This is a genomic window from Morganella psychrotolerans (assembly GCF_001676155.1).
GTDB classification, from domain to species: Bacteria; Pseudomonadota; Gammaproteobacteria; order Enterobacterales; family Enterobacteriaceae; genus Morganella; species Morganella psychrotolerans.
On the sequence record NZ_LZEW01000033.1, the window covers coordinates 106,983 to 119,762 of the forward strand.

8 protein-coding genes and 1 pseudogene are annotated in these 12,780 nt (G+C 48.9%); 5 read left to right on the top strand and 4 right to left on the bottom strand.

Annotation, left to right across the window (positions count from 1 at the left end; translation table 11 throughout):
* Window positions 1-78 precede the first annotated feature (78 nt).
* Window positions 79-666, top strand: coding sequence for an acyl carrier protein phosphodiesterase (locus tag AYY16_RS18080; protein WP_067369888.1), 588 nt, complete (start codon window positions 79-81; stop codon window positions 664-666).
* 203 nt (window positions 667-869) lie between these two features.
* Window positions 870-1,472, top strand: coding sequence for a peroxiredoxin C (locus AYY16_RS18085; RefSeq protein ID WP_067369892.1), 603 nt, complete (start codon window positions 870-872; stop codon window positions 1,470-1,472).
* A 116-nt stretch (window positions 1,473-1,588) separates the two neighbouring features.
* On the opposite strand, the gene brnQ is transcribed toward AYY16_RS18085, so the two are convergent.
* The 3 genes from brnQ to phoB form a co-directional block, all read right to left on the bottom strand.
* A complete protein-coding gene (brnQ, locus tag AYY16_RS18090) occupies window positions 1,589-2,920 on the bottom strand; it encodes a branched-chain amino acid transport system II carrier protein (RefSeq protein ID WP_067369894.1) in 1,332 nt (443 codons plus the stop codon).
* Between the two features lie 394 nt (window positions 2,921-3,314).
* Window positions 3,315-4,610: a phosphate regulon sensor histidine kinase PhoR gene (phoR, locus tag AYY16_RS18095; RefSeq protein ID WP_067369896.1), complete on the bottom strand. Its 1,296-nt coding sequence runs from the start codon at window positions 4,608-4,610 to the stop codon at window positions 3,315-3,317.
* Between the two features lie 24 nt (window positions 4,611-4,634).
* Window positions 4,635-5,324, bottom strand: coding sequence for a phosphate regulon transcriptional regulator PhoB (gene phoB / locus AYY16_RS18100; RefSeq protein ID WP_067369899.1), 690 nt, complete (start codon window positions 5,322-5,324; stop codon window positions 4,635-4,637).
* Window positions 5,325-5,601: 277 nt separating this feature from the next.
* Between phoB and sbcD the strand changes: the two genes are divergently transcribed.
* The 3 genes and pseudogenes from sbcD (at window position 5,602) to AYY16_RS18115 (ending at window position 11,312) form a co-directional block, all read left to right on the top strand.
* Window positions 5,602-6,828, top strand: a complete 1,227-nt coding sequence (gene sbcD, locus AYY16_RS18105) for an exonuclease subunit SbcD (RefSeq protein WP_067369902.1) — start codon at window positions 5,602-5,604, stop codon at window positions 6,826-6,828.
* Window positions 6,825-10,512 (top strand): annotated as a pseudogene (locus tag AYY16_RS21840) (AAA family ATPase). Before sbcD ends, AYY16_RS21840 begins: the two are co-directional and overlap by 4 nt.
* A gap of 197 nt (window positions 10,513-10,709) precedes the next feature.
* Window positions 10,710-11,312 (top strand): nitroreductase family protein, encoded by a 603-nt coding sequence (locus AYY16_RS18115; RefSeq protein ID WP_067369904.1) that lies wholly within the window; start codon window positions 10,710-10,712, stop codon window positions 11,310-11,312.
* A gap of 331 nt (window positions 11,313-11,643) precedes the next feature.
* Here AYY16_RS18115 and mak read toward each other — a convergent pair whose 3' ends face one another.
* On the bottom strand, window positions 11,644-12,552 hold the full coding sequence (mak, locus tag AYY16_RS18120) for a fructokinase (RefSeq protein WP_067369907.1): 909 nt from the start codon (window positions 12,550-12,552) through the stop codon (window positions 11,644-11,646).
* Window positions 12,553-12,780: the final 228 nt, after the last annotated feature.

A 12,780-nucleotide genomic window follows, 5' to 3' on the forward strand; every position in this document is an offset into this window, starting at 1 on the left:
AGGCGCAACAGTCTAGTGCCAGCAAGGCCGGGGTGCAAGAAATAACCCGTCGGATGACAGAATAAGAGGTTGCGGTATATGAATTTTCTCGCTCATCTTCACCTTGCCTCACTGGCAAATAGTAGTCTTCTCGGTAATCTGATGGCTGATTTTGTCCGCGGTGCACCGGAAGATCAGTACAGTGCTGCGGTAGCACAAGGGATCCGCCTGCACCGCAGGGTGGACACACTGACAGATTCCCACCCGCTGGTCAGAGAAGCCCGGCAATTGTTCAGACCGGAATTGCGCCGCTATGCGCCGATAACCCTGGATGTTGTCTGGGATCACTTTCTGTCACGCCACTGGTCTGACATTGTACCGGGCATCCCACTCACTGATTTCACACAGCATGTCCGTACCGTTATTGAGCCGCAGCTCGCTTTTACACCGCTGAAATTTCAGGAAATGAATGAATTTATGTGGCCGCAGCGCTGGCTAATCCGCTATCAGGAAGTGCCGTATATCGGACAAGTGCTGGCAGGTATGGCACGCCGTCGCCCGAAACTGGCGGCACTCAAAGAGACCGATTACGATTTTATTAATAACTATCAGTCTCTTGAGGATATTTTCTTCCGCTTCTATCCACAAATGATGGAGTCTGTAACAAAGTCCTCTACATCACAGTAACGGTTTTTACGTTCATTCACACAATTAGCACTTGAACTTTACCCAAATAGCTCTATCTTATTTAGGTAACAGATAGAACAAGGAAGTATTGATAGGTAAAACCTATTATATTAATCGGTATTATGCACTTTAATACCTGTCTCAAATTCCTTATTCTATCTGCTGTTTTTTGCCATACTCTATTAATCTTACAGGAGTAAATTATGGTTCTGGTAACCCGTCAAGCCCCCGATTTTACAGCTGCAGCCGTTCTTGGTAACGGTGAGATTGTTGATAATTTTAATCTGAAAAAACACCTGAACGGCCGCCCGGCTGTTATCTTTTTCTGGCCAATGGACTTCACCTTCGTTTGTCCTTCAGAGCTGATCGCATTTGATCACCGCTATGAAGAGTTCAAAAAACGTGGTGTGGAAGTGGTCGGCATATCTATGGACTCAGAGTTTGTTCATAACGCATGGCGTAACACCGCTATCGATGCGGGTGGTATCGGTCAGGTTCAGTACCCGATGGTTGCAGATATCAAACACGACATCATGAAAGCTTACGGTGTTGAACATCCTGAAGCGGGTGTTGCACTGCGCGGCTCTTTCCTGGTCGACAAAAATGGTGTTGTCCGCCACCAGGTTATCAATGACCTGCCGCTGGGCCGTAACGTTGATGAAATGATCCGTATGGTCGATGCGCTGCAGTTCCACGAAGAGCATGGCGAAGTGTGCCCTGCACAGTGGGAAAAAGGTCAGGAAGGTATGAGCGCGTCTCCGAAAGGCGTTGCTGACTACCTGAAAAAGAACTCCGGCAAGCTGTAATTTCCGGCAGTTAAAAGATACAAAAAACCAGCCTCAGGGCTGGTTTTTTTATGCCCTAAATTCGGATAAAAAAATACTCCGCCGGAGCAGAGTATTTTCTGTAAGTCATCATTTTGTCAGGCGTGTTTCTGAACCGTCTCCGGCTCCGCACCCATCACCCGGTCAATCACAATGGACACAACCAGTACTGCGAGTGTCGGCGCAAGCCATGCCAGATCATATTTATAAAACGGCAATGACTCAATCCATGACGGTATATAAGGGTTGAATATCTTGGTCGCATTCAGTGCGCCCATCGTGCCGACAATCACGCTGACCAGCATCGCAGGTGCAACCACACGGCCCGGTTTCTTCCAGAATCTCAATGTGAAGCTGAGTAAAATCAGCACAATACATGGTGGATAAATCGATACCAGTACCGGATAGGAAAATGCAATCAGTTTGCTCAGTCCCAGGTTTGAAATCACCATAGAGAAACCGCCGAGGATCAACACCAGTGGCCGGTACGAAATGGGCAGATAACGACTGAAGAACTCCGCACAGGCACAGGTCAGGCCAATCGCCGTTACCATACAGGCGACAAAAATCAGTACCGCAAGGAAGAAACTGCCGTAGTTGCCGAAGGTATACTGCACATACTCATGTAAAATTTCTGCGCCATCTGCCGGATTCGGGATAATTGACCCGCTGTTTTCCCCTAACTTAAACAGTGCCAGATAAACCAAGGTCAGCAGAACACCGGCAATCAGCCCCGCCCACATGGTGTAACGGGTCAGAAGAGAGGAGTTTTCCACTCCGCGCGAACGTGCGGCATTCACTATCACAATACCGAAAACCATCGCACCCAGAGTATCCATGGTCAGATAACCATTGATAAATCCGTTGGAAAACGCCATTTCTTTGTATTCCGGCGTTGCCATAATCGGGTCACCGGCAGGCCACATCACAGCCGCAATACCCAGGATTGCCAGCGCCAGCATTTTTACCGGTGCAAGTACGTGCCCGACGCTGTCCAGCAATTTACCCGGATACAATGAAATGCCGATCACACAGGCAAAATAGACAAGGCTGTAGATAAGCAGTGAAATATCAGATTCCCCGCCGACCAGCGGCGCGATCCCGATTTTATAAGATACGGTTGCTGTGCGTGGTGTCGCAAAAAGCGGACCGACAGACATATACGCTACAAATGCCAGCAACAGCCCGGCATATTTCCCCACAGGCGAACTGAGCGCCTCAACGCCTCCACCGACCTTTGCCAGTGCAACTACAGTCAGTACCGGTAAGCCGACGCCGGTTATCAGAAAGCCGGCTGCTGCCGTCCAGACCATTTCACCGGCCTGTAATCCGACCATTGGCGGAAATATAATATTCCCTGCCCCGACAAAGAGCGCAAAGGTCATAAAACCTAAGGCTAAAATATCTCTCGAAGTTAAACGATGCGCCATATTATTTTTGTCTGTTATTGTTAGTTTAATGTTAACTATTTAATGAAAATATCGGAAAATAAAATCCAACCCCCTGATTTGCCACTGACGATATCTCCTGCTGGTTTAACAAATCATTAGCAAAACATTATTCATTTAAAATAAATAACTATAGTGATTATAATTAAAAAACAGTGATATTAGCCAATAACGCACTACAAGTAGAGCGTTTATAGCGGAAAAAGGCAAGAGTCAAAGCTAAAACCAGAACTTTCTGCCGCACTCTATTTCCAAAGCAGCGATTGCTGTTATGTAAGCTTCAATAAACACTATATGATTTGTTTAAAATTTAAACAGCAGGTTAATATATGCTGAATATTACACCAATTACAGCACTAAACGGCCGGAGCCGCTTTCAGTGAGAGGATTTAACGATAAATTTAGCCGGGATAGTAAAACTGAACTCCGCACCCTGTCCGGGTTTACTGACAATATCCAGATGGCTGTGATGATGCTGTAACGCATGTTTGACAATCGCCAGCCCCAGCCCCGAACCGCCGGTCTGCCGGGAACGGGATTTATCCACCCGGTAAAAACGTTCTGTCAGACGGGACAAATGCTCCGCCGGAATTCCCGGACCATTATCTTTAACACTGAAAACAGCATTTCCGTTACGTACCGCCCAGCTGACATCAATCCGGGTATGCTCCGGAGTATGATTCACGGCGTTATACACCAGATTCGACATGGCGCTGCGCAGTTCATCCTCATCACCGAAAATCTTCAGTTTTTCATCTGTATCAAAGCGGATATCATGCAGTCCGTGACTCAGCGTCTGCGCTTCCTGTTGCAGCATCATCAGCATTCCGGGAATATCTGCAGGCTGATCAAACTCTGTTTTAACCGCCACCTCAATTTTTGACAACTGCAATAACTGCTTCACCATTCCGTCCATACGGCGGGTTTGTGCCTGCATGGTTATAATGGCCTTTTTATTCATCGGGTTATCAAAATCCTGATCAGCCAGCATCTCAAGATAGCCCTGTAAAACAGTCAGCGGAGTGCGCAACTCATGGCTGACATTGGCAAAAAAGTCACGGCGGGAATTTTCGAGGCGGCGTTTTTCTGTTACATCACGCGCCACCATCAGTATCTGTCCCTCAGCATACGGCATGATGCGCAGCTCCACCATGGTGCCGTTATTCAGTTCCAGGGTCAGCGGCAGGGAAAAATCACCGTGTGTAAGGTAACGGCTGAAATCCGGATAACGCAGGAGGTTAAAGATGTGCTGCCCGTTATCATCCGGCCAGCGGAAACCTAATAAATTCTGAGCATGACGGTTACACCAGAAGATATTGCCGTCTTCTGTCATCATCACTACCGCATCAGGCAGCGATTCTGCACCACTGCGAAAACGTTTAATTAATGTGGCGAGTTCCCGGCGGCGCTTGCGGTTACGTTGCTGCAGCTGATAAATACCGTAAAAAATCGGCTCCCAGCTGCTACGTCCGGGCGGTGGCAACACACTGCGATCCAGCCACAGCCAGTCCGATAATTTCAGTAAGTTATATCCATGCCAGAGTGTTACCGCAAATAACGCTGCGGCAAGAAACCAACCGGTAAATCCGAAAAAAAGCGACAAAATAAGTGCCGGCAGGCAGAAAACCAGTAATTCCAGCACAATTTTTTTCCACGAAAGACGCTCTAGCACGCGCAATCCTCTTGCGGTTTATAATCAGTAACGCACGGAAAAACGGTAACCCGTACCACGGACAGTCTGTATCATTTTGTCGTGACCGCCTGTTTCCAGTGCCTTACGCAACCGGCGGATATGCACATCCACAGTACGATCCTCAACATAAACATTTTCACCCCAGACATAGTTCAGCAATTGCTCCCGGCTGTAAACCCGCTCCGGGTGTGTCATAAAAAAGTGCAGCAATTTAAATTCTGTCGGCCCCATATCCAGCGGATTATCATTACTTGTCACGCGGTGAGAGGCGGGATCGAGTGTCAGCCCGTTCATAGCGATGAGATCATCTGCCGCCATCGGGGAAATACGGCGGAGAATAGCTTTAACCCTGGCAACCAACTCTTTTGGTGAGAACGGCTTAGTCAGATAATCATCCGCGCCGGTTTCCAGCCCCTTCACGCGATCTTCCTCTTCTCCGCGGGCGGTCAGCATCATTACCGGTATATCGCGCAGCTGATTATCACGCTTCATATATTTGATAATCTGGATACCGGTGCCGCCCGGGATCATCCAGTCAAGCAGCACCATATCCGGAAACGGCTCGACCAGACGGGCAATTGTCGCGTCATAATCATCAGCCTCAATTGGCTGATACCCGTTCTGTTCCAGCACAAAACAGACCATTTCACGGATAGGTGCTTCATCTTCAACGACTAAAATCCGTCTTGCCATGACTACCCCTGTTTACCGTTAATTTCATTTCATCAGACAGTGCCGCGATTATGCGTCACTTTTGTGACAGATTTATGAATATCGTCCGATACGTCTGACTGTACCGCACAGGTGATGTCCCCAAAATGACACATTACACAAAAAATGCGAGGGGTATCGAAAAAAGCTGGATAAATGTCCAGCATCTCTTTTTGCAGACGGATTTCCGTTATACTCTGTTTTCCGTGGGCAGCAAACTGCACACACGGGTCGTTTTCCGGACAGGGATCAATAATTAATGAAGATAATTCACACATCAGACTGGCATCTGGGGCAATATTTTTACACCAAAAACCGGCTGCATGAGCATCAGCAGTTTTCAGACTGGTTGATCAACCTGATTGAAAAACAACAGGTTGATGCGCTTATTATTGCCGGTGATATTTTTGATACCGCCTCACCACCGAGCTACGCCCGGGAACTCTATAATCAATTTGTCGCAAAACTGCAACGTACCGGTTGTCATCTGATTGTACTTGCCGGTAATCATGATGCGGTGGCAACACTTAATGAGTCCCGTGAATTACTTGCCTGCCTGAATGTGAATGTCGTCGCCCGCCCTGATCCGGAGCAGGATCTTATCGTACTGTATAACAAGCAAAAACGACCCGGTGCGATTGTCTGTGCAATTCCGTTTCTGCGTCCCCGCGATATTCTGCTGAGTCAGGCAGGACAATCAGAAAGTGAAAAACAGCAGGCACTGCTGAACGCGATACAGCTTTATTATCAGTCACTTTATGACAAAGCTATGGCAAAACGTACAGAACTGAGTGCTGATGTCCCGATCATTATGACCGGGCATCTGACCACCGTGGGAGCCAAAACCACAGATTCAGTCCGGGATATTTACATCGGCACCCTGGAAGCATTTCCGGCAGGGGCATTTCCGCCTGCTGATTATATTGCACTCGGTCATATTCACCGCGCTCAGAATATCGGTGACAGCGGCACTGTCCGCTACAGTGGCTCACCGGTTCCGCTGAGTTTTGATGAAACAGGGCAGGAAAAAAGTGTCTTTCTGCTGACCTTAAATGACACACAAATCACCAATATTGAGCCGGTTACGGTTCCCTGTTTTCAGCCGATGGTCTGCCTGAAAGGCGATCTTGATACTATCAGCCGCGCGCTGTCACAATTTCCTTTGCGGGATGAAAAAATACAACCGGTCTGGCTGGATATCGAAATTGCCGGGCGGGATTATCTGCCGGATATACAGAAACGCATTCAGGCACTGACTGAACCTTACGCCGCAGAAGTGGTACTTCTGCGCCGGGAGCGCCGCAAACAACAGTGGCAGGAGAGTGATATTCTCAAAGAAACCCTGAATGAGCTCACCACAGAAGAGGTTTTTGCGCGCCGACTGGCGCTCAGTGATACTGAAGAAGACGCTATTCCCCGCCTGACCACGCTTTTCCGGCAGGTCTGTCAGCAGGTCAGTGAGGATCAGAAGGTAAAAAGCGAATGAAAATCCTGACATTACGTTTCAAAAATATTAATTCCCTTCAGGGCGAATGGAAAATTGATTTCACAGCAGAGCCTTTCGCCAGTAACGGTTTATTTGCCATTACCGGCCCTACCGGTGCCGGAAAAACAACACTGCTTGATGCTATCTGCCTTGCGCTTTATCACAGGACTCCCCGGGTGGAAACGTCCGCATCCCACAATGATGTGATGACACGCCATACCGCAGAATGTCTTGCTGAGGTCGAATTTTCTGTAAAAGGGAAAGCCTACCGCGCCTTCTGGAGCCAGCGCCGCGCCAGAGATAAAGCTGACGGCAACCTCCAGGCACCGAAAGCAGAAGTGGCAGAGTGCGCCACCGGAAAAATATTGTCCGATAAACTGACACAGGTGCGGGAAACCATCATTCAGATAACCGGGCTGGACTTTGCCCGTTTTACCCGTTCTGTTCTGTTATCACAGGGAAATTTTGCCGCTTTTTTAAATGCTGATGATAATGAACGGGCTGATTTACTCGAAGAACTAACCGGGACTGAAATCTACCGGATTATCTCCCGCCAGGTATTTGAACAACACAAAGAAGCCCGCCATGAACTGGACAGGCTGGAAGCACAGGCATCGGCCATCCGTCTGCTGACACCTGAACAATATCAGCAGTGTCGCGATGAACTTGATTCTCTGCAAACGGAAGAAAAAAACACAGCGTAATCTGCAAACGGAGATACAAACTGTACTCCGCTGGTGGCAGCAAAAAAATGAGCTTAATACAGAAACCACACAGCACCAACAACAGCATGCCGCTGTCATGCAACAGGTTCAGGACGCACAGCCACAGCTCATTGTATTACACAGAGGGCGACCGGCAGAAAAACTGCGCCCCGCAAGGGACGCACTGATACGCAGCAGGGAAATGAACGCACAACTGGATGCCCGTTTACAGGAGTTGCAGCAAATAACGGAAACGGTAATCCCGGAACTTTCGGCCCTGGGCGCACAGTATGAAACACAACAAACTGCATTAAATGCGCATCGCCTGCACTGCCAGGAACTGGAAACACTGGCAGAAAATGAAATTCGTCCGCTGGATAATCAATTACAGCTGCTCAGTAACCAACTGAGTACACAGCAACAGCAACATCAGAACTCACAGACTGAACAGCAGGAACTGCAATCTCAAACGATTCAGTTACAGGAAAAGCTGGCACTGATACGCAGTACACACGAACGCAACCTGCTCTGGCACAATGAAAACCATCAGAGAGAAACGCTTCCGGCAGCAATAGCACAATGGCAGCATCAGTTGCAGGACAGGTATAAAAACAGTGAACAAATACGCCTTATTTCTGAGAAACAACGGGCTAACGAACAACAACAGAAAACACTGATCGCCACACTCAGCCAATTATCAGATAACTACACAGTAAAACAGCAGACTACCGCACCGCTGCGCTCACAACTGATAACACTGCAAACACAGTTGCAGGATGCACAACTGGCAGCCGGAACAGATACACTCCGGTTACAGCTGAAACAGGCAGGTGAGCAGCAACAGTGGCTGCAAAAATTGTCGCAGTTATCACCACAGACAGCCCTGCTGACCCGGAACAAAGAAAACACGCTGCGGGACAGAGAACAAACACAACACGATATTACTGCCCTTACCGACTGGTGCGCACAACAAGCCCCTGTTCTGGCAGAGAAACAACAGCACCTGCGTGACCTGACAGCACGACTGCAACTGGAGCAGACTATCATCCGTCTGGATGCGGAGCGTCAGCGGTTGCAATCCGGAGAACCATGCCCGTTGTGCGGCAGTACCAACCACCCGGCGGTGACAGATTATCAGCAGATAACACCTGATGACACAACACAGCGTCTGGATGCACTGACGCGCGATGTCCGGCAAGCTGAACAGGCGCTGGCAGCAAAACAAAATTTGCTGGCGCTGACACAAACACAACGTGACACCCTCTCCCGCGCCTTGCAGGAGACAGAACACAGCCTTACACAGCTGACCGCTCAATGGCAGGCAGCCTGTACCGGTGGCGGATTTACCGCTTTACAGACATCACCTGAGGATCTGCCCGGCGTCATACTACAATCTGATGAACTATATCAGCAAAAACAGCAGGAACTGGAAAAACGTCTCGCGCTGGAAACACAGATTTTACAGCATCAGAACACATTACAAACCGCAGAAGCTGACTGCGAACGCCTGTTACAAACCAGACAAACCACGGAGCGGGAACAGCAATACCTGCTGCAACAATATACTGAATATAATGTGCAGCTTGCACAACTCCGGCAGCAACAACAGTTACTGGAAGAGACACTGACACACGCCGTCACCGCCTTCGGCTATACCGTCCCTGCCCCGGAACGAACGGATGTCTGGCTGGCACAATGTCAGCAGGATAGTGAGCAATTCACCGCAAATGAACAGCATATCCGGCAAAGTACCCAACAATTGGCTGAACTGACGGCACAACAACAAAACCTGGATGCGCTTTCAGCCAAACTGACCCGCCACCTGGCTGAGCAGTCTGTCGCGCTGAATGAAATCAGCAAACAACATCAGCTTATGTCAGAAAAGCGCCGGCATTTATTTGGTGACAAAATTATCAGTACCGAATTACAACGAATGCATATCCAGCGGCAGACACAGGAAACGCTGCTGACTACGCTGGCACAAAAACGGGAAAAATTACAAAACAGGCTCTCCGGCTTACAGGGAGAGGAAAAACGCATGCAACAGCAGCGCCTGGATGCACAGGCTCAACAGGAAAAAGAACAGATCCGTTTTCAGCAGCACCTGACAGACAGCCCGTTTACAGATGAAACTGATTTCCTCGCCGCACTGCTGAGTGAAAAAGACAACCTCCGCCTGGAAACGCTGGAAAATGAACTGAATCTGGCACAATTGAAAGCCGCCACAAGCCTGAGCGACAGCCAGTCCCGTCAGGCCCGGCATCTGGAAAATCAGCCGGAAACACACCGGGAACTGACACCGGAACAACTTAATGAAAAAGAGACACTTCTGGCACAGCAACTGCGGGCTATCAGTGTCCGTGAGGGCGAACTACAGGGGCAGCTCAGTACCGATAATACTCAGCGCGTTCAGCAGGGCGGTCTGCTTAATCTGATTGCACAAAGTCAGCAGGAATACACCGACTGGAGTCGGCTGAACCTTTTGATTGGTTCCGCTGAAGGCACAAAATTCAGCCGTTTTGCCCAGGGGCTGACGCTGGATTATCTGATTCACCTGGCAAATAAGCGACTGGATAAATTGCACGGACGTTATGTGTTGCAACGTAAGTCAGGAGAAAGCCTGGAGCTTCAGGTTACCGATACCTGGCAGGCCGATGCACAACGTGACACCAAAACCCTCTCCGGCGGGGAAACGTTTCTGGTCAGCCTTGCGCTGGCTCTCGCGTTGTCAGATCTGGTCAGTCATAAAACACAAATTGAGTCCCTTTTCCTTGATGAAGGGTTCGGCACACTAGACCAGGAAACACTGGATATTGCACTTGATGCCCTGGATAACCTGAATGCGTCCGGTAAGACAATCGGCGTTATCAGCCACATAGACGCCATGAAAGAACGCATTGCGGTACAGATCTCTGTCAGAAAAATGAACGGACTGGGGATCAGTAAATTATCACCGGAATACAGAGTAACGCCTGAATGACATCTAAAAAAACAGCGTAAAAACGATAACAATCAATTGAAATTTATTGTGTTTTTTTATATCGACCTAATTTTTTGAAACATCATGTTAAATATTTTCGGTATGTTTTTTGATTCATTGCTTATATGCTATTGAACATGAAGTAACAAGAAAGCGGAAACCGGTTTTTCCGACAAAAAATTTCAACGGAGAGCAACATGTCTAATTCATTTATCGAGTTAATTAAAAAACGCAGAACAATCTACAGCCTTGGTAATGACCTGCCTGTTTCTCAGGATCGTGTCACTACACTCATCAAAGATGCCGTTAAACACAGCCCGACTGCATTTAACTCACAATCATCACGCGTAGTGGTTCTGTTCGGTGAAAACCACAAAAAGCTGTGGAATATTGTAAAAGATTCCCTGCGCGCCATCGTTCCTGCGGATGCCTTCGCAGCGACTGAAAGCAAAATCGATAATGCATTTCTGTCCGGTGCCGGTACTGTTTTGTTCTTTGAAGACCAATCCGTTGTAAAAGGATTACAGGAACAATTCGCACTGTATGCTGACAATTTCCCTGTCTGGTCTGAACAAGCCAGTGGTATTGCACAGTTCGCTGTCTGGACTGCATTATCTGAAGAAAACATCGGCGCATCACTGCAACATTACAACCCGATTATCGACGAGCAGGTGCGTAAAGCATGGGATCTGCCGGAAAGCTGGAAACTGCGCGCACAATTAGTCTTCGGTTCTGTTGCACAGGAAGCCGGTGAAAAAGCATTTATGGATGATGAAAGCCGCTTTAAAATCTTTAACTAATCACTCTTTGTTTTTACAGTGACTTTTACTGTCACTGTCCCGGAATCATCAGGCGCTTTACCTGTCATAAAGCGCCGTCGTTACCTTCTGTACCCAACGTCATTCAGGATGCAGGCAGGTTGAGCGTAGCCAACGAACCTGCAGTTTGAATGAATAAGGGTATATACCCAACGTCATTCAAGATGCAGGCAGGCGGCAAGGGAAGATAGACGGGGAGCATACACTTGTATGTGACCCGGCTATCTGAGTGCGGCCAACGAACCTGCAGTTTGAATGAATAAGGGTATGTTATCGTGTCGAATATACCTTGCCCGCCTGTGCGGGCTTTTTTTCAGGCTTTCGGCCACAACCAGGCAGCACCACGAACACCACTTGAGTCTCCGTGTACCGCTTTGCGGATCGGCGTGTCACATTCCCCGCCGAATACCCATGAACGTATCAGCGCAGGCACCGTCTGATACAGACGATCCACATTACTCATCCCGCCGCCCAGTACAATTACATCCGGATCCAGCATATTTACAGCCTGCCCCAGGGCTTTGGCAAGGCGCTGCTCATAATTTGCCATCGCCTGCTCTGCAATCAGATCCCCCTGAGATAAACGACGGATAATCTCCGCCCCCTTACAGGTTTCCCCACTCAGCGCCGCATAATCCGCCATAAAACCCGTGCCTGAGATAAACAATTCAGTACAACCGGGCTTGCCGCAATAGCAATCTGTCACACCTTTAAACTGACGGTCACTCTCATTCTGCCACGGCAGCGGGTTATGTCCCCACTCACCGGCAACACCGTTTCCGCCACAGTGAACCTGTTCATTCAACGCAATCCCTGCCCCGCACCCTGTCCCAATAATGACCGCGAACACCACAGGAAAACCGGCTCCGGCGCCATCGACCGCCTCTGAAACAGCCAGACAATTTGCATCATTGGCAACCCGCACTTCCCGTTTCAGTAATTCTCTCAGGTCAGCATCAAACGGCTGCCCGTTCAGCCAGACCGAATTGGCATTTTTTACCCGTCCCGTTACCGGCGACAGCGTCCCGGGAATACCAATACCGACAGAGCCCTTTTCACCCGTTGCGGTTTCGGCATCATTCACCAGCCCGGCAATCGCCAGCAATGTCTGCTGATAATCAAAACGCGGCGTATCCACGCGCTTGCGGAACAGTTCCTGTCCCTGCTCACTCAGTGCGATCACTTCAATCTTGGTGCCACCCAAATCAATTCCGATCCGCATATTGCCCCCTTGCGCTAAGAATTTATGTTCCGGATATCATTATAAGATAATGCAAGGCGACGGGCTGATAATCAAGCCCCTGCATATGCCCGACGTCATGCAGCTTGAATGAATAAGGGTATATACCCAACATCATTCAAGATGCAGGAAGGCGGCAAGAGAAGATAGACGGGGAGCATACACAAGTATGTGACCCGGCTGGCTGAGTACCGCCAACGAACCTGCAGT

Bases quoted from the DNA above. Each gene is read 5' to 3' on its own strand.
- AYY16_RS18080 (WP_067369888.1), top strand. From the start codon at position 79: ATGAATTTTCTCGCTCATCTTCACCTTGCCTCACTGGCAAATAGTAGT.
- AYY16_RS18085 (WP_067369892.1), top strand. From the start codon at position 870: ATGGTTCTGGTAACCCGTCAAGCCCCCGATTTTACAGCTGCAGCCGTT.
- brnQ (WP_067369894.1), bottom strand. From the start codon at position 2,920: ATGGCGCATCGTTTAACTTCGAGAGATATTTTAGCCTTAGGTTTTATG.
- phoB (WP_067369899.1), bottom strand. From the start codon at position 5,324: ATGGCAAGACGGATTTTAGTCGTTGAAGATGAAGCACCTATCCGTGAA.
- sbcD (WP_067369902.1), top strand. From the start codon at position 5,602: ATGAAGATAATTCACACATCAGACTGGCATCTGGGGCAATATTTTTAC.
- AYY16_RS18115 (WP_067369904.1), top strand. From the start codon at position 10,710: ATGTCTAATTCATTTATCGAGTTAATTAAAAAACGCAGAACAATCTAC.
- mak (WP_067369907.1), bottom strand. From the start codon at position 12,552: ATGCGGATCGGAATTGATTTGGGTGGCACCAAGATTGAAGTGATCGCA.